This window comes from Streptomyces sp. B6B3 (assembly GCF_039871525.1).
In the GTDB taxonomy this organism is placed as follows: Bacteria; Actinomycetota; Actinomycetes; order Streptomycetales; family Streptomycetaceae; genus Streptomyces.
Window position 1 is genome coordinate 103226 of sequence record NZ_JBDPLU010000017.1, and the last position, 17116, is coordinate 120341.

Consider the following 17116-nt stretch of genomic DNA (forward strand, 5'->3'; position numbering starts at 1 on the left):
GAACGCCCTCCCGGGCGTCGACGCGACAGGCGTCAGCCGAGCCCCGCGCGGTCCAGGGCCTCGACGCCGGCGCGCAGGCCGGCGATCCGCTGCTCCAGGTCGAAACCGGCCGGTGCCAGCGACAGCGTCGTCGCGCCCGCCTCCGCGTAGGCCCGCATCCGGTCGGCGATCCGCTCCACCGGGCCGATCAGCGTGGTGGCGTCGATGAGCCGGTGCGGCACCGCGGCCGCGGCACCGTCCCGGTCCCGTGCCAGATAGCGGTCCTGGATCTCGACGGCCTCCCGCTCGTAGCCCATCCGCCGGGCCAGCCGGTTGTAGAAGTTCTGCCGGCGGCTGCCCATCCCGCCCACGTAGAGGGCGGTGTACGGGCGGAAGTGGTCGGCCAGCGCGGCCAGATCGTCGCCCACCGCGAGGGGCACGGTCGGCACCACGTCGAACCCGTCCAGGGTCAGCCCGGCGCGGGCCCGGCCCTCGCGCAGCGGGCCGAGCGTGGTCTCCTCGGCGTGCTCGGGGGCGAAGAAGACCAGCAGCGCGCCGTCGGCGATCTCCCCGGTCTGGGCGAGGTTCTTCGGGCCGATGGCGGCGATGTAGAGCGGGATGCGCTCCCGCACCGGATGCACGGTGAGCTTGATCGGCTTCCCCTGGCCGCCCGGCAACGGCAGGGTCCAGTGGTCGCCGTCATGGGTCAGCCGCTCGCGGGTCAGCGCCTTGCGGACGATCTCCACGTACTCGCGGGTCCGGGCCAGCGGGTGGTCGAAGCCGACGCCGTACCAGCCCTCGGAGACCTGTGGTCCCGACACCCCGAGGCCGAGCCGGAACCGGCCGCCGGACAGCGAGTCCAGGGTGGCCGCGGTCATCGCCGTCATGGCGGGGGCGCGGGCCGGGATCTGCATGATGCCCGCGCCCACGTCGATGCGCTCGGTGTGCGCGGCGACCCAGGTCAGCACCGTGGGCGCGTCGGAGCCGTACGCCTCGGCGGCCCAGCAGACCTCGTAGCCCAGGCGTTCCGCCTCGCGCGCGACCGCGAGATTGTCCGCGTCCATCCCGGCTCCCCAGTAGCCGAGGTTGATTCCCAACCGCACGCTCTCTCCTCACCGTCGTCGCTGGCCGGCCGGCACGGCCGCGTTACTGGCGAGTAACGATACCGTCCCCGGCGCCGGGGGGTCTCCGGCGCAAGTACGCTCAACGGCCATGAAGCACAGGCACCTCGGCCGAACCGGTCTGCGCGTCTCCCGGCTCGGACTCGGCACGCTCACCTGGGCGCGGGACACCGGCGAGGAGGTGGCCACCGAGCTGCTGAAGACGTTCTGGGAGGCGGGCGGCACGCTGGTGGACACCGCCGACGTGTACGCGGACGGCGGTGCCGAGTACCTGCTGGGGCGACTGCTCGACGGCCTGGTGCCCAGGGAGGACCTGGTCATCGCGACCAAGGCGGGCAGCGTGCCGGACCCCGACCGCCGCTTCGACACGTCCCGCGGCCACCTGCTGGCCGCGTTGGACGCCTCGCTGGAGCGGCTGGGCACCGGCTACGTGGACCTGTGGCAGGTGCACGCCTTCGATCCGGAGACGCCGCTGGAGGAGACGCTGCAGGCGCTGGACATCGCGGTGGCCAGCGGGCGCGCCCGGTACGTCGGGGTGTCCAACTTCTGCGGCTGGCAGCTGGCGAAGGCGGCGACCTGGCAGCTGGCGGCGCCGGGGGCGCGCACCCGGATCGCCAGCACCCAGATGGAGTACTCGCTGCTCCAGCGCGGGGTGGAGCGCGAGGTGTTGCCCGCGGCGCTCGACCTGGGGATCGGACTGCTGCCCTCGTCGCCGCTGGGACGCGGGGTGCTGACCGGCAAGTACCGCAACGGCACGCCGCCCGGCTCGCGGGGCGCCTCGGAACATCTGGCGCCGTTCGTCGACCCGTATCTGGACGAGGCGGCGGGGCGGATCGTGGAGGCGGTGGCGATAGCGGCGGACGGGCTCGCGGTGACGCCGCTGCAGGTGGCGCTCGCCTGGCTGCGGGAGCGGCCCGGGGTGGCCGCGCCCATCGTCGGGGCGCGCACGGGACGGCAGTTGAGCGAGGCGTTGTCAGTGGAGGAGCTTAGCCTTCCGGATGAGATCAGCCGGGCGCTGGACGACGTGTCGGCGCCCGTGCACCGCTACCCCGACCAGGACTGGAGCGCGCTGTGAACGCCGAGCACTCCGAGACTTCCCCGCCCTCCGAGACGCCTCCGCCGGCCGGTTCGGGCAGTGTCGCCGACGAGTTGCGGGCCGCCGTGCTCGCCGTCCAGCGTGGGGAGCGCTCCGCGGACTCGTTCTTCCCGCGGGCCGAGCCCGCCCCCGCGGCCCAGGGGCGGGCGGCGGGCCGAGCGGGGTCGGTCCCTCGGCCCGGGGCCGGGGCGGCCGGCGGGACGCCGCCCTCCGCGGCAAGCGTCGAGGGCGTGGCCAAGCTGCTCGCCGAGGGCGCGGCGCCCGAGTCACTGGCGGTGCGGGCCGCGGCCGTGCTGGGCGAGTCGGCCGAGCGGGAGCTGCGCGCCGACCCCTGGCTGCTGTTGGCGGTGCCGGGTGTTCCGGTGGAGCAGGCCGACGACTTCGCCCGGGCGCTGCTGGGCGCCGACTGCTCGCCCGCCGACGAGCGGCGGACCCGGGCGCTCACGGCCTGGCTGCTCGACCGGGCGGCGCTCGCCGGACACACCGCGGTGACGGCGGACGAGGTCACCCGCGGCCTCGCCGGACAGGCGGTGCCGGATCCGGACGAGGCCATGCGCGACGCGGTCGAGGCCGGCGCCGTGCTGGCCTTCCACGACCCGGACCCCGACCTCGACCTGGCTGCGGAGCCGGCCGCGGACGCCGGTCCGGACGCGCCGGAGGCGGAGCCGCGCCAGACGCTGCTCGGCCTCGACCGGTACGCCCTGGCGGAGGAGAGCTTGGCCGACGGGCTGGTGCGGCTGCTGGCCACCTTCGGTTCCGCTCCGGAGGCGGAGGCAGCCGCGGACGAGGCGGCGGACGGAGACACCGGCGGGGACACGGGCGCGGACACGATGCGCTCCCGGTGGGCGGCGGCGGCCGACGCGGCGCCGTCCCCGTCGGCGGCGGCCCTGATCCGGGCGGTCGCCGGAAGTGGGCTGGTGGCGCACACCGGTGGTGAGGCCGCCAGGGCCGAGCCCGCGGCGCTGATCGCCGCGGCCAGATCGCTGGGCCTGCGGGCCTGCGCGGCCGCGCACACCGCGGACGGCCGGCGGCGGCTGGCGGCCTCCCTGCCCGCGGAGGCGGCGGACGCGGCGGTCACCGTGGACGGGCTGATCGCCGGCCGGGAGGGACCGGACCGCGATCCGGACGGGCTGCTCCCACTGGACCTGCTGGCCGTGCTCGACGCGCCACAGCTGGGCGCGGAGGCCGCCGCCTTCCTCGTCGAGGCGCTGCCCGACGGGGCCCGGCTGGTGCTCAGCGGCGACCCCGGCCTGCTGGGCGCCGCCGCCCCGGGGCAGGTGCTGGTCGACGTGCTGGCGGCGGGCGTCTGCCCGCACGTGACCTCCCGCGAGACGACGCCGGGGCCGGTGGGCCGGCTGGTGGCCGGCATCGCCGACGGCGCGCTGCCGCAGGTCGAGGCGCCGGACCGGGAGGTGGTGATCGTGCCGGTGCGGGACGCCGGGGAGGCCGTGCACCGGACGGTGCAGCTCGTCGCCGACTCCATCCCCCGCGCCTTCGACCAGCCGGCCGACACGATCCAGGTGATCACCACCGGGCACGGCGGCGCGGCCGGCACCCGCGCGCTGAACGCCGCCCTGAAGGAACGACTGCACCCGGGGCCCGGCAGGTTCGGCGGCTTCGACCCCGGAGACCGCGTGGTGTACTCCCCCGCTCCCGGTCACGTCCGGCCGGCGACGGTGGCGTCGGCGGACGCCGAGGGCCTGTGGCTGACGGACGAGCAGGGCCGCTTCGCGGTGCCGCGGGAGCGGGTGACGGAGACGGTGCGCCACGGCTGGGCCATCACGGCGCACCAGGCGGCCGGCAGTCGTTGGCCGGCGGCGGTGGTGGTGCTGCCCGGCGACGCGACCGCGGCGCTCGACCGCTCCTGGGTGTACACGGCCTTCGGCCGCGGCGAGCGGCACCTCTCGGTGGTGCAGGGCGTGGGCGGGGCGCTGCCGAGGGCGGTCGCCGGCCCGGGCGCGGCGGGCCGGACGACGCGGCTCAGGGCGCTGCTGCGCGCCCAGGGGACGGCGGACTAGCGCGGGACAGGACTAGAGGGCGCTCTCCATGTCGTCGCCGTCGAACGCCTCGCTGATGTCGAAGCGACAGATCACGCGTTCCGGGTCGGCGGCCTCGAAGGGCGACGGCAGCCACTCGCCCGGCTCCGCGGGCTCGTCCACCGCCGTGACCCACAGCGTGGCGTCGCCCTCCTCCAGTCCGAACTCCTTGTGACGGCTGGCGATCTCGTCCGGCTCGAACTCGCCGAAGAGCACCCCGAGCGCGGTCGGCATGCTGCGGCCCGCCGCGTCCTGGGCGTCGGCCTCCTCCTCGTCGGCGGCGGCCTCCGGATCCAGTTCGGCGACCCGGCGTGCCTGGGCGAGCAGCCGCCGGGGATCCACCACCGTGTAATCCCTCCGGATGAAAACGCTGAGCGCCTCGGGGTCCTCCGGCCCCGCGTAGGCGGCGGTGCCGTCCGTCTCCGGCACCTCGAACGGGGTGACCTCGTCGTAGACGTCGTACAGCAGCTCGTCGTACGCCTCGCCCGCGGCGGCCATCTCGTTGAACGCGGCGAACACCTCGGCGTCCGCGTCGGCATCGGCGTCGGGCTCCGCGGCCCGCCGTTCGATGGCCGCGAGGTGCCGGTCGACCGCCTCCTTGAGGGCGTCGGCCGCGGCACGGACTTGGGCAGCGCCTGGCTGCACAGCATCAGACATGGTGCAGACGGTATCGGCATCGAGGGCGTGGCCGCACAATAGATTCGATGCTGGAATACGAGTTTCGCGATGTGTATGTGCCGCGGGGGGTCTCCCGTGCCGCCACCACCCGCCTGCTGACCGAGCACGCGGAATACGGTCACTGGGAGTTGGCTCGGCTGCGCCTCTACCCCGACGGCAGTCGGCGGGTTCGTCTGAGACGCAAGATCATCCGGCAGCTCCGCCCCACCTGGTGAGGCCACGCGGCTCGCGGGGGGAAGCGCGGGAGGACGCGCGGGGGGAAGCGCGCGAAGAAGAAGGACCGCGGAGAAGGAGTGGGCCCCGCCGTGCGGGGCCCACTCGAAAGGGTGAAGCGGATCAGCCCCGACCCGCCAGTCGGGCCCGGCGACGGTAGAGCACCACTCCCCCGACGACCAGCCCGGCACCCAGCGGCAGGCCCACCAGCAGGGTCGAATTCGAACCGGTCTCGGCGAGCTCGCCCACCGGCTCCTCGGCCTCCGGCTCCATCCCGATCGGCTCCGGCTGAGAGGGGACCTCTTCCTCCGGCTGCTCGGGAGCCGGCGGCTCCTCGGGCTCTTCCTCGGCCGGCGGCTGCTCCGGCTCCTCGGGGGCCGGCGGCTGCTCGGGCTCCTCGGGAGCGGGCGGCTGCTCCGGCTCCTCCGGCTTGTCGTGCCCGTTGGCGCACTCGTTGCCCATGGACGGATTGAGCACGCCGATGACGTCGACGCTGTTGCCGCAGGCGTTCACCGGTACCTCGACCGGAACGTCCACGTTGTTGCCCGAGCCGACGCCGGGCGAGTCCTGGGCGCCGCCGTTGGCCTCGGCGCCGCCGTCCTGCTGGCCCTGGCCGCCGCCACCCTCGTTCCCACCGCCGGCACCCGAGCCGCCGTTGTTCACGCAGGTGTTCCCGAAGGCAGGGTTCAGCAGACCGACCACGTTGATGGTGTTGCCGCAGACGTTGACCGGCACGTGGACCGGCACCTGCACGTTGTTGCCCGAAGCTACGCCGGGCGAGTTCTGAGCCACGCCGTTGGCGTCGGCATCGGCCTGGGCCGTCCCGGTCGCCATGGCGAGAACGCCGCTCGCGGCGGCGACTGTGAGCAGGCCCTTTCGCGTGACCTGTCGCATGGTTGATCCCCTTGTTCGCTCTGTGGGTCGCGGGGTGGGGGGTGAGGGCGCCCGCGCCCGCCGTACAGCCGAACGGCCCCGGGGCGTGGACCACGCATCCCGGGGCCGCAGACGTCAAGCCCTCATGGAATGGGGCAGGGCATCAGTCGTTGACGCAGACGTTGCCGAAGGCGGGGTTCAGGATGCCGATGATGTCGACCGTGTTCCCGCAGACGTTGATCGGCACGTGGACGGGCACCTGCACAACGTTCCCGGAGAGGACGCCCGGGGAACCGACGGCGGCACCGTTGGCACCGGCGTCGGCAACGGCCACGCCCGCACCCGCGAGCATCAGACCGCCAGTGGCAGCCGCGGCAGCGACGACCTTCTTGATCATTCTTCCTCCTTGGTGACAAATGCGGTCCCAGCTGGGAACTGCACTCGATGTAACGAGGAGGGTCGGGTGAGGGCACGAATCGCCGAGGCCATTCACCCGCTATGGGGAATCTCGTACATGTGGACGACTGCCGTCGCCCCCGTTCAGCAGGCGTCGAGGAAGCGGTCGAGCACCCGGACGCCGAACTCCAGTCCGTCCACCGGCACCCGCTCGTCCACACCGTGGAACATCCCCGCGAAGTCGAGCTCCGGCGGCAGCTTGAGCGGCGCGAACCCGAAGGCGCGGATACCGAGGTCGTCGAAGGACTTGGCGTCGGTGCCGCCGGACAGCATGTACGGCACGGCGCGGGCCACCGGGTCCTCGGCGCGCAGCGCGGACTGCATCGCCTCCACCAGCGCACCGTCGAAGGTCGTCTCCAGGGCCTTGTCGGTGTGCACGTCCTCGCGGCGCACCCGCGGCCCCAGGATCCGGTCGATGTCGGCCAGGAACTCCTCCTCGTACCCCGGCAGGAAACGGCCGTCCACGTGCGCGGTGGCCTGGCCCGGGATGACGTTGACCTTGTATCCGGCGCCGAGTTGGGTGGGCGTGGCGGTGTTCTGCAGGGTGGCCCCGATGATCTTGGCGACGCCGCCGAGCCGGGCCAGCGTCTCCTCCATGTTCTCCGCGTCGAGCTCGATGCCGAAGGCGTCGGAGAGCTCGTCGAGGAAGGCGCGCACGGTCTTCGTCGCGCGCACGGGGAAGCGGTGCCGGCCCAGCCGGGCCACCGCCTCGCACAGCTCGGTGATGGCGTTGTCGTCGTTCGTCATCGAGCCGTGTCCCGCGGTGCCGTCCACGGTGAGCCGCATCCAGTGGATGCCCTTCTGGGCGGTCTCGATCAGGTACAGCCGCAGATCCTCGTTGACGGTGAAGGAGAAGCCGCCGACCTCGCTGATCGCCTCGGTGACCCCCTCGAAAAGCTCCGGATGGTTGTCCACGAGGTACCGGGCGCCGTACACGCCGCCGGCCTCCTCGTCCGCCAGGAAGGCCAGGACCACGTCGCGCGGCGGCTTGCGGCCGGTGCGCATCCGCTCCCGGACGACGGCCAGCGTCATCGCGTCCATGTCCTTCATGTCCACGGCGCCCCGGCCCCAGACGCATCCCTCGGCGATCTCGCCGGAGAACGGGGGCAGCCGCCAGTCCGCGGCGTTGGCCGGCACGACGTCCGTGTGCCCGTGGATCAGCAGGGCGGGCCGTGAGGGGTCCTCCCCGGCGATCCGGGCGACGGTGGAGGCGCGACCAGGGCGCGACTCGAAGATCTGCGGTTCCAGCCCCACCTCGGCGAGCTTCTCGGCGACGTACTCCGCGGCGGCGCGCTCACCCGGTCCCGAGCCGTCCCCGTAGTTGCTGGTGTCGATGCGGATCAGGTCGCGGCACAGACCGACGACCTCGCTGTCCACGTCTCCGACGCCCTGTCCGGTCCCGCTGCGGTCCTGTCCGGCGCTCGACTGGCTCACGCTGCCTCCTCCTCCGTGGTGCTTGCCCCCCATCCTCCCCTGCCCACACATCCCCGGGAGATCGCGGGGTCCAGGATTTTGCTATGGTTTCCCACGTCGCCACGACCACAGGTCGTGCGCACACCTGTCCGGGTGGCGGAATGGCAGACGCGCTAGCTTGAGGTGCTAGTGCCCGACTAAGGGCGTGGGGGTTCAAGTCCCCCCTCGGACACGAACCATTTCCCAACGCGGAGATGTGACGCCAGCCAGGTGCGGGTCGAGGTTCGCCTCGACCCGCACGCGTCGTTTCGCGGGGTGACAGGTCCCCCGGAGGCCGAGCGCGCGGTACGCCGCCGCCTTCTCCTGGGGCGTGGCACCACTGATCGCCTTCGCCAGGTCGCCGAGTCCGGTGATGAGCGCTGTGCCGTCCTCCCGGGAGGAGCCGCGCGACGGCGCGGGGCGGCACGCAGCTGCGCCTGCGCATTGATCTTCGGAGCCTTGACGTCGTTGGTCATCGAGGATGTCGTCGACGAAGGTGAGCGGCTCGTGGTGCTCGTGTGGGCTCGGCGGGACACTGCGGTCTGCCCGGTGTGCGGGGCCTCGTCGTCACGGGTGCGCGGCTATCACTGGCGGACAGTGGCCGACGTGCCGGTCGATGAGCGACGGGTGGTGGTCCGTGTGCGGGTGCGGCGCCTGGTGCGTCCCACGCGCGGCTGCCGCCAGCCCTTCCGCGAGCAGGTGCCCGGAGTGCTGGACCGATACCAGCGCCGCACGACCCGTCTGACCAGATGGGAGACCCTGCTGACCGAACCAGGGCATCCTGGCGACCACCTGGGGCTTCGACCCCGGCTCCCACGCGTTCGCCAACGGCAAGCCGCTGACGCCGATCAGCGGCGCCGAGCTGCTGGCCTGCTGAGCGAGGCGGGGCTCACGGGTCATCTCGGCGCCGCGCCGGCGCCGGCAGAGGATCAGGCTTCACCCGTCGCCACCGAGCGCGATGGCCGGCCGCCGTCGAACGGGGGCGGATCGAGGCCGCCTGCTCCAGTCATTTCCATAAACAATGAATATAAAAATGCTATGCTTCTGGCATGAGTCGTGAAGACACCGCTCCCGACGCGTCCGCCGCCATCGGGGCAGCCCTCTACGGCCTGGCCACCAGGGCCGCGAGACGCCTGCCCCGGGACATGAGCCTGACGTCCGCCGCCACCCTGGCCACCCTGGACCGGACCGGCCCGCGGCGCATCACCGATCTGGCCGCGGTCGAGGGCGTCACCCAGCCCGCGATGACCGCCCTGGTCCGGGTGATGGAGGAGTCCGGCCTGGTCGAGCGGCGGGGCGACGCGTCCGACAAGCGGGTCACGCTGGTGTGCCTGACCGAGGCCGGTGCCTCCTATGTCCGGACGCGGCGCCAGGCGGGCGTCCACGCGTTCGAGCGGTTGATCGGCGAGCTCACCGGCGACGAGGTCGAGGCGCTGGTGGCAGCCCTTCCGGCGCTGAAGCATCTGGCAGAGCTCGAAAGCCAGGACCGCGAAGGGCCGAAGCAGTGACCGGGCAGCCGGTCGGCGGGGTCGCGGTGAGGGCGTTCCCGGTGGCGCGTTCCGAGGCGCGGCTGCTGGTCCCCGCCCTGATGTTCATCGCTCTGGTCGTGGCGGTGGTCGCCAGCCTCGGGACGCCGCTCATCACCAGCGTGGCGACCTCGTTCCACGTCTCGCTCGGCAGCGCGCAGTGGACGCTGACCGTCGCGCTGCTCAGCGGCGCCGTCGCCACGCCGCTCCTGGGCCGGCTCGGAGCCGGCCCGCACCGGCGGGCCACGATCCTCGTCACGCTGGCGGTCGTCGTCGCCGGCGGCGCGCTCACCGTGCTGCCGCTGCCGTTCGTGTGGCTGCTGGCCGGCAGGGCGGCCCAGGGCGTCGGGCTCGGGTTGACAGCGCTGATGATGGGCGTGGCCCGGGACCACCTCCCCGAGGAGCGCAGCGCGGCCGTGATCGCCCTGATCTCGGTGGTCTCGATCATCGGGGCCGGCGTCGGGTACCCGCTGGCCGCACTGCTCGCCGAGCTGGGCGGGGTACGGGCCGCCTACGGCCTCGGCCTGGTCGTCAGCGCCGCCGCCCTGCTGACCGCGTGGCGCTCCATGCCCGAAGCCCCCGAAGGCCGCTCCGCCCACGTGGACGTGGCAGGCGCGGTCGTCCTGGCCGCTGCGCTGCTCCTGGTGCTGTTCCTCGCCGGCGACCGGAATCTGTGGAGCCGGCACCTCGCCGTGGCGGCGGGCCTCGCCGTCGTCGCGGTGGTGCTGCTGTGCGTCTGGGCCGTCATCGAGCTGCGCAGCACAACGCCCCTGGTCGATGTGCGGGCGGTGCGGCACCCGGCGGTCGCCGGGGCGAACCTCGCCATGTTCGTCGGCGGGATCGGTGCGTACCTCCTCCTCACGCTCATCACCCGGTACGCGCAGACGCCGCACGGTGCCGGCTACGGCTTCGGGCTGACGACCTTCGTCGCCGGGCTGGTCCTCATCCCGTTCTCGGTGCTGGGGTTCGTCGCCGGCAAGCTCACGCCGCGGATCCGGACGCGGATCGCCGACCCCCTACTCCTGGCCGGCAGCGCCGTCGTGGTCGGCGGCGGGTTCGCCCTGTTCGCGGCGGCCCGGTCGGACCTGGCCGAACTGTTCGTGGCGATGGGCGTGCTCGGCCTCGGCGTCGGCGGCTTCGCGGCCGCGATGCCCGGCGTCATCCTGGCCGTCACCCCCAGGAGCGAGACGTCGAGCGCCATGAGCTTCAACTACGTCGTCCGCAGCGTCGGGTACTCCCTGGGCAGCGCCATCGGCGGCCTGATCCTCGCCACGGGCACCGGCCCCGGCCACCTCTTCCCCGACGACAGCTCCTACACCACCGCGGCGCTGGTCGGCATCGGCGCCATGGCGATCACGACGCTGACAAGCCTCGCTCTTATCCGCCGACGCTCGTCCGAGACCAACCCGTAAGTCAGATGCACTCATCCCACCACTGGAGGTTCCATGCCCAAGGGCTACTGGGCCAGCGTCTACCCCACCATTTCCGACCCTGAGGGGCTGACCGCCTACAACGAGCTGGCGGGTCTGGCTGTCCGGGCTGGGGGCGGGCGCGTCCTGTCCAATTTCGGTCGAGTCGTCGCCCACGAGGCCGGAATCGCCGAACGCGTCGTTCTCATCGAGTTCGACAGTTTTGAACAGGCGGTCGCGGCATACCAGAGCGAGGCATACCAGAAGGCGCTGGTGGCCCTCCCCGACGGCTTCGAGCGCGACTTCCGCATCGTCGAAGGCATCGACTGACCGAGGTCCAGTCGGATCTTCCCTGAAGGGCCCTGTCGGGGAATCTTGAAGACGGACAGGTAACGATCGGCGCCTCCATGTCCGCTTCCCCGGCAGCGCCCTCCCGGCGCAGGCCGAGGTGCTCCGGCAGATCCTGGTGCAGCACTTCCTGGTCGACGGGCGCGGTAGGTTCCGGCCGCGCACCGAGCGCGATGGCCGGCCGCCGTCGCGGGTGCGGATCGAGTCGCCGCATGAAACCGAGGCCCGGAACCGGCCCGCTCCGGCGGCTGCGGCCGCGGCGTCGCCGGCTGTGCGGGCGACCTCGTGGTAGATGGCGGCTGTCTGCCGCTCGGCGGAGGGCTCATGGGTCATCAGGGCCCGCCAGGCTTCGCGGAGGGCGCGGGTCGCCGTGGTCGGTGATTCCCTGGTCCGCGTTCCCATGTCGGTGCGCGTCCAGGCTGCGAAGGCGCGAGCCCCTCCCGGGCGGCCCTGCGCTGCTGGGCGGCTGAGGCGTAGGGCGCGTCGAGGGGTGAGGGCCGGGCGGGAGGGAGATGCGGTGGAGGGCGGCGTCGAGGTGGGCGCGGGGCACCGTTGTGCCTGCGATCTCGGCGGTGGCCGGGGTGGCGGTGACGGCGTGGTGCTCGGCGTCGGCTGCCGGCGGGTAGGCGTCGGCCAGGGCGTCGAGGCGGCGGGCGGGGACGGGGTACCACCGCAGCTGACGGGGCAGCCCCGGGGGGTGGCCCTCGATCCCGGTCACCAGGGCCGGGCGGGCGGCCTGGAGGATGTGCGCCCTATTCGGTGTACGCCGAACGCCGAGCAGCCGCTGCTCGCCGTTGTGGCGCGGCAGCTCGCTGGCGGCTCGACACTCCGGGGTGGGCCGTGAACTCGCACCGCTTCGCCGCGCCGCGTGTGCTCCGTGACGCCCCGGCCCCGGGCGGCGAGCAGGTCCGGGGCGGCCGTGAAGGTCTGGATGGATGTTGAAACGAGGCAGAGAAGCGGTGTTTCCGTGGGCGGCAACGGCGCGGTGTCTGAGATGTCCACCGCTGGCTCCGTCCCGCCGGGGAAGGAGAACGGTCCTTCACAGGACCGCCTGCTCAGCGCCCGCATCGTGCCCTCCCCCTGCGCGGATCGGTGCCAGGCCGGCTCAAGCCGTCGTCGACGTGCCCGTCAGGCGTGGGGGATGACCGCGACGGGGGTGGGTGAGTGGTGGAGGAGGGCGTGGGTGATGGGGCCGATGCGGGGGGTGAGGGGGGTGTGGCGGGCGCGGCGGCCGAGGACCACGAGGGAGGCGCTGGCCGCGGCCTGGACCAGTTGGTGGGCGGGGCTGCCCTGCGACACCTGCTCGACGACCCGCGCCTGGGGGCGGGCCTCCCGCCAGGGGCGCAGCGTGGCGGCGAGCGCTTCCACGTGTTCGGCCTGGAGGGCGTCCATGAGGCCGGGCGCGAACTGCTCCGGGGCGTAGCCGAGGCGCGGGGACGGGGTCCAGCCGTGCACCACGCGCAGCGTCGCCGCTCGTCGCTCGGCCGCGTCGAAGGCGAAGGCGATCACGTCGTCGCTCGGGCGCTTCGGGTCGAGGCCGAGGAGGACGTCGCCGCTGTCGGCGGCGGCGCGTTCGGACGCGCGGACGGCGACGACCGGGCGCCGGGCGTGGGAGATGGTGGGCAGGGAGACGGAGCCGAGCAGGTAGCCGACGAGACCGCCGAGTCCTCGGGAGCCGAGCACCAGGAGTTCGGTGTCCGCGTCCTCGTCGGAGTCGGTGGAGTCGCCGGCCAGGGCGGCCAGGGTCTTCGCGGGGTCGCCGACGATCTCCTCGGTGGTGATGGTGACGGCCGGGTGGCGGCGCCGTAGGTCGGTGGCGGCCTCCTCCAGCGTCTCCTTCAGCTGTTCCGGACGCTCCTCGGGGAGCGGGTAGGGCATCGGGCCGCGGAGGGCGGGCTGGTGCACGTGGACCAGCCGCAGGGGCAGGTCGCGGCGTTCGGCCTCGCGGGCGGCCCAGTCGGCGGCGGCGAGGCTTTCGGGGGTGTTGTCGAGCCCGGCGGTGAGGGTGCGGGACATGGCGGGGTCCTTCTCTCGGTCGGGGCCGCGGACGGCGGCCGGATGCTGGTTTCACTGTCCCGGCGGGACCGGTGCGGGCGCCGGGGCCGAACGGCCCTGGTGTGCGGGCCGGTTGTCCCGGGCTGCCGGGGTGTCACAGGGCCCGCAGGCCGTGGTACTCGAACTGGGAGCGCACGCGTCGGACCAGTGCCGGGTCGGGGGTGGGGGTCTCGCGGAGCGGGAAGGGGATGCCGAGGGCGTCGTACTTGGCGGCGCCGAGCTTGTGGAAGGGCAGGACGTCGACGCGTTCGACGACGTTCAGGCCGGCGGCGAACGCGGCGAGGCCGTCGATGGCGGTCGGGTCGTCGGTCCAGCCGGGGACCAGGACGTAACGCAGCCAGATCGGGATGCCGAGCCGGTCGAGCCGCGTGGCGAAGGAGAGGGTGGGGGGCCAGGCGGCCGCCGGTCAGGCGGCGGTAGAGCCCGGCGTCGAAGGCCTTGATGTCCAGGAGCACGAGGTCGGTGTGGGCCAGCAGGGCATCGTCGGCGCGGGCGCCGAGGAGGCCGGAGGTGTCGAGGGCGGTGTGCAGGCCGAGGTCCTTACAGCCGGCGAACACGTCCGCCACGAAGCGGGGTTGCTGGAGGGGTTCGCCGCCGGAGAGGGTCACCCCTCCCCCGGTGGCGGTCAGGAAGGTCCCGTGCCGGGCGATGTCGGCCAGCACCTCGTCGACGGTCGTCGAGCGGCCGTCGCGCTGCTGCCAGGTGTCCGGGTTGGCGCAGTACAGGCAGCGCAGCGGGCAGCCGCTGAGGAAGAGCACGAACCGGGTCCCGGGCCCGTCCACTCCGGTGGACAGGTCCCAGGAGTGGACGCGTCCGGTGCGCGTGCGGGTCCCGTTCATCGCGCCGTGTGGAAGGTGCGGCTGATGACGTCGAGCTGCTGCTCGCGGGTCAGCCGGACGAAGTTGACGGCGTATCCGGAGACCCGGATGGTCAGGTCCGGGTACTTCTCGGGGTGCGCCATGGCGTCGTGGAGCGTGGCGCGGTCCAGGACGTTGACGTTGAGGTGGAAGCCGCCGGCCGCCAGGTAGCCGTCGAGGAGGCCGACCAGGTGGTCCGCGCGCTCGGCCGGGTCGTGCCCCAGCCCTTCTGGGGTGATGGTCGAGGTCAGGGAGATGCCGTCGCGCGCCTGGTCGTAGGGGATCTTCGCCACCGACAGGGCGGCGGCGGCCATGCCGTGGCGGTCGCGGCCGTTCATCGGGTTGGCGCCGGGGGCGAACGGGGTGCCGGCGCGGCGCCCGTCCGGGGTGTTGCCGGTGTGGTGGCCGTAGACCACGTTGGAGGTGATGGTCAGCACGGACTGGGTGTGCTCGGCGTCGCGGTAGGTGGGGTGCCGGCGCAGCTTGTCCATGAAGGCACGCACGAGGTCCACGGCGATGGTGTCGGCGCGGTCGTCGTTGTTGCCGTAGGCCGGGTAGCCGGGGGAGGTCGAACGGGCCGGGTCGTCGCCGGATTCGGTGGCCGGCTCGATCGCGAAGTCCACGGCGAGGCCGGTGGCGTCGCGGATCACCCGGACCTTGGCGTGCCGGACGGCGGAGATGCTGTCGGCGGCGACCGAGAGGCCGGCGATGCCGCAGGCCATGGTGCGGTGCACCGGGTGGTCGTGGAGCGCCATCTGGAGTCGCTCGTAGGCGTACTTGTCGTGCATGTAGTGGATGATGTTGAGCGCCGCGACGTACGTCGCGGCCAGCCAGTCCAGGGTGCGGTCGTACGCGGCGACCAGCTCGTCGTGGTCCAGGTGGTCGCCGGTCAGCGGCGGGGTGGGCGGGGCGACGTGCTCGCCGGTCATCTCGTCCCGGCCGCCGTTGATCGCGTAGAGCAGGGCCTTGGCGAGGTTGACGCGGGCGCCGAAGAACTGCATCTGCCGGCCGGTGGTCATCGCCGAGACGCAGCAGGCGATGGAGGTGTCGTCGCCGGTGCGCGGTCGGATCAGCTCGTCGGACTCGTACTGCACGGCGCTGGTGTCGATGGAGACCTGGGCGCAGAACCGCTTGAAGCCCTCGGGCAGCTTCGGGGACCACAGCACGGTGAGGTTGGGTTCGGGTGCCGGGCCGAGGTTGTAGAGGGTCTGCAGGAAGCGGAACGAGCTGCGGGTGACCAGCGGGCGGCCGTCGTCGCCGATGCCGCCGATCGACTCGGTGACCCAGGTAGGGTCGCCGGAGAACAGCGCGTCGTACTCGGGGGTGCGCAGGAAGCGCACGATCCGCAGCTTGATGACGAGGTCGTCGATCAGCTCCTGCGCGCCGGTCTCGTCCAGGCGGCCCTCGTCCAGGTCGCGTTGGAGGTAGACGTCGAGGAAGGTGGAGGTGCGGCCGAGCGACATGGCCGCGCCGTTCTGCTCCTTCACCGCGCCCAGGAAGCCGAGGTAGAGCCACTGCACTGCCTCGCGTGCGGTGCCGGCGGGGCGGGTGACGTCGCAGCCGTAGGAGGCGGCCATCCGCTCCAGCTCGCCCAGGGCGCGGATCTGTTCGGCGAGTTCCTCCCGGTCCCGGATCACCGCCTCGGTGGCGGGGCGGGCGTCGAGCTCGGCCCGTTCGGCGCGCTTCGCGGCGATGAGGTGGGTGGTGCCGTAGAGCGCGACGCGGCGGTAGTCGCCGATGATCCGGCCGCGTCCGTAGGCGTCGGGCAGGCCGGTGATGATGCCGGCCTTACGGGCCCGACGGATCTCGGGGGTGTAGGCGTCGAAGACCCCGGCGTTGTGGGTCTTGCGGTGCCGGGAGAAGACCTCGGTGACGAACGGGGCGGGCTCGTAGCCGTAGGCGCGCAGCCCGTTCTCCACCATGCGCAGGCCGCCGCGCGGCATGATCGCGCGCCTGAGCGGGGCGTCGGTCTGCAGGCCGACGATGAGCTCCCGGTCCCGGTCGATGTATCCGGGCGCGTGGGAGGTGATGGTCGAGGGCGTGGCGGTGTCCGCGTCGAGGATGCCGCGCTCCCGTTCGGCGGGGAAGAGCGCGGCGACCTTGTCCCAGACGGCGCGGGAGCGTTCGGTCGGGCCGACCAGGAAGCGGTCGTCGCCGTGGTAGGGCGTGTAGTTCGCCTGGATGAAGTCGCGCACGTCGACGCGTTGCCGCCACGCCTCTCCGGCGAAGCCGCGCCAGAAGGCGGCGGTCTCGCTCGGGCTGTCGACCGGCGCCGGTGTCGTCTGTGTCATCGCGTGCCTCCGTCTGGGCCACGGGTTCTGTCTCGTCTCTGATTCGATGGTCGTTCGGCGGGTGCGCCGCGGGGCAGGGCCGGCAGGGTCCACGGCGGTGGCCGGCCGGCTCATCGGGGACGGGGCGGTCCGGCCCGGATGCCGGGGCCGTTCGGCCCACCCCGGCGCGGTGTCCAGGTCAGCCGATGTTGACGGTGACGCCCAGCGGTTGGCGCAGCGTGTTGTGCACGGTGCAGTGGTCGACCACGGCCGCCAGCGCGTGCCGCCGCGCCGGATCCAGCGGGGCGGGCGGGATGACGCGCATCCGCACGTCGGTCACCCGGGAGGGCCCGTGGTCCGCCATCGCGTAGGTGGTCTCCACGCGCAGCGCGTCGCGGGACATCCCGTGCCGGGCGAGATAGCGCCCGGCATAGAAGGCGACACAGGACGCCAGCGAGGCGACGAACAGTTCCAGGGGGGTGGGCGCCCGGTCGTCGCCGGAGGCGTCGAGCGGCTGGTCGACGGTGATGTCGTGTCCGCGCACGGTGATCCGGTAGCTCTCCCCGGCCACGAAGACCACGTCCATCTTGTGCATGTCTGCTCCCTTCCGATTCCAGGCAACGCCCCCACCCGCCCCGACACCAGGGGCCGACCGGCCGGCGATGAGGGCCGACCGGCCCCCGTCCCGGGGGGGTCACGCGCCGGACGATGAAGCCGAACGGCCGGCTCCGCGACACCACGACGGAT

At 73.2% G+C, this 17116-nt stretch carries 14 protein-coding genes, 1 tRNA gene and 2 pseudogenes; 8 read left to right on the forward strand and 9 right to left on the reverse strand.

Going from position 1 to position 17116, the window contains the following annotated elements; genetic code table 11:
• Positions 1-32 precede the first annotated feature (32 nt).
• Positions 33-1082, reverse strand: a complete 1050-nt coding sequence (locus ABGB06_RS29000; RefSeq protein WP_347594740.1) for an LLM class F420-dependent oxidoreductase — start codon at positions 1080-1082, stop codon at positions 33-35.
• A gap of 109 nt (positions 1083-1191) precedes the next feature.
• Between ABGB06_RS29000 and ABGB06_RS29005 the strand changes: the two genes are divergently transcribed.
• Positions 1192-2175, forward strand: a complete 984-nt coding sequence (locus ABGB06_RS29005) for an aldo/keto reductase (RefSeq protein WP_347594742.1) — start codon at positions 1192-1194, stop codon at positions 2173-2175.
• Positions 2172-4214 carry a helix-hairpin-helix domain-containing protein gene (locus ABGB06_RS29010; protein WP_347594744.1) on the forward strand — a complete coding sequence of 681 codons (2043 nt, stop codon included), beginning with the start codon at positions 2172-2174 and terminating at the stop codon, positions 4212-4214. Before ABGB06_RS29005 ends, ABGB06_RS29010 begins: the two co-directional genes overlap by 4 nt.
• Before the next feature lie 12 nt (positions 4215-4226).
• On the opposite strand, the gene ABGB06_RS29015 is transcribed toward ABGB06_RS29010, so the two are convergent.
• Positions 4227-4889 carry a hypothetical protein gene (locus ABGB06_RS29015; protein WP_347594746.1) on the reverse strand — a complete coding sequence of 221 codons (663 nt, stop codon included), beginning with the start codon at positions 4887-4889 and terminating at the stop codon, positions 4227-4229.
• Positions 4890-4936: 47 nt separating this feature from the next.
• Here ABGB06_RS29015 and ABGB06_RS29020 point away from each other — a divergent pair, with 47 nt between their 5' ends.
• Positions 4937-5125, forward strand: coding sequence for a DUF5703 family protein (locus ABGB06_RS29020; protein ID WP_347594748.1), 189 nt, complete (start codon positions 4937-4939; stop codon positions 5123-5125).
• 121 nt (positions 5126-5246) lie between these two features.
• Here the strand turns inward: ABGB06_RS29020 and ABGB06_RS29025 are convergent, their stop codons facing one another.
• The 3 genes from ABGB06_RS29025 to ABGB06_RS29035 form a co-directional block, all read right to left on the reverse strand.
• Positions 5247-6017 carry a chaplin gene (locus ABGB06_RS29025; protein ID WP_347594750.1) on the reverse strand — a complete coding sequence of 257 codons (771 nt, stop codon included), beginning with the start codon at positions 6015-6017 and terminating at the stop codon, positions 5247-5249.
• A 142-nt stretch (positions 6018-6159) separates the two neighbouring features.
• Positions 6160-6393, reverse strand: a complete 234-nt coding sequence (locus tag ABGB06_RS29030) for a chaplin (RefSeq protein ID WP_347594752.1) — start codon at positions 6391-6393, stop codon at positions 6160-6162.
• A 143-nt stretch (positions 6394-6536) separates the two neighbouring features.
• Positions 6537-7886 carry a M20/M25/M40 family metallo-hydrolase gene (locus tag ABGB06_RS29035; RefSeq protein WP_347594754.1) on the reverse strand — a complete coding sequence of 450 codons (1350 nt, stop codon included), beginning with the start codon at positions 7884-7886 and terminating at the stop codon, positions 6537-6539.
• Between the two features lie 126 nt (positions 7887-8012).
• Between ABGB06_RS29035 and ABGB06_RS29040 the strand changes: the two genes are divergently transcribed.
• From ABGB06_RS29040 to ABGB06_RS29060, 5 genes and pseudogenes are all read left to right on the forward strand, one after another.
• Positions 8013-8097 (forward strand) — tRNA-Leu (locus tag ABGB06_RS29040).
• 251 nt (positions 8098-8348) lie between these two features.
• A pseudogene (locus ABGB06_RS29045) lies at positions 8349-8654 on the forward strand (transposase family protein); the annotation flags it as partial.
• 395 nt (positions 8655-9049) lie between these two features.
• The gene (locus ABGB06_RS29050) at positions 9050-9412 is read left to right on the forward strand and encodes a MarR family transcriptional regulator (RefSeq protein ID WP_014173936.1); all 363 of its coding nucleotides are present in this window, start codon (positions 9050-9052) and stop codon (positions 9410-9412) included.
• Entirely contained in the window at positions 9409-10842 is a 1434-nt protein-coding gene (locus tag ABGB06_RS29055; protein ID WP_347594756.1) for an MFS transporter, read from the forward strand. The genes ABGB06_RS29050 and ABGB06_RS29055 overlap by 4 nt, the downstream gene beginning before the upstream one ends.
• Positions 10843-10875: 33 nt before the next feature.
• Positions 10876-11169, forward strand: coding sequence for a DUF1330 domain-containing protein (locus ABGB06_RS29060; protein WP_347594758.1), 294 nt, complete (start codon positions 10876-10878; stop codon positions 11167-11169).
• A gap of 1146 nt (positions 11170-12315) precedes the next feature.
• Here ABGB06_RS29060 and ABGB06_RS29065 read toward each other — a convergent pair.
• The 4 genes and pseudogenes from ABGB06_RS29065 to ABGB06_RS29080 all read right to left on the reverse strand — a co-directional run bounded on the left by ABGB06_RS29065 (position 12316) and on the right by ABGB06_RS29080 (position 16964).
• Positions 12316-13203: a universal stress protein gene (locus ABGB06_RS29065; protein WP_347594760.1), complete on the reverse strand. Its 888-nt coding sequence runs from the start codon at positions 13201-13203 to the stop codon at positions 12316-12318.
• Positions 13204-13336: 133 nt separating this feature from the next.
• Positions 13337-14081: pseudogene (gene pflA, locus ABGB06_RS29070) on the reverse strand (pyruvate formate-lyase-activating protein).
• Positions 14078-16390 carry a formate C-acetyltransferase gene (gene pflB, locus ABGB06_RS29075; protein ID WP_347594762.1) on the reverse strand — a complete coding sequence of 771 codons (2313 nt, stop codon included), beginning with the start codon at positions 16388-16390 and terminating at the stop codon, positions 14078-14080. Before pflB ends, pflA begins: the two are co-directional and overlap by 4 nt.
• Before the next feature lie 178 nt (positions 16391-16568).
• Positions 16569-16964, reverse strand: a complete 396-nt coding sequence (locus ABGB06_RS29080) for an OsmC family protein (RefSeq protein WP_347594764.1) — start codon at positions 16962-16964, stop codon at positions 16569-16571.
• Positions 16965-17116: the final 152 nt, after the last annotated feature.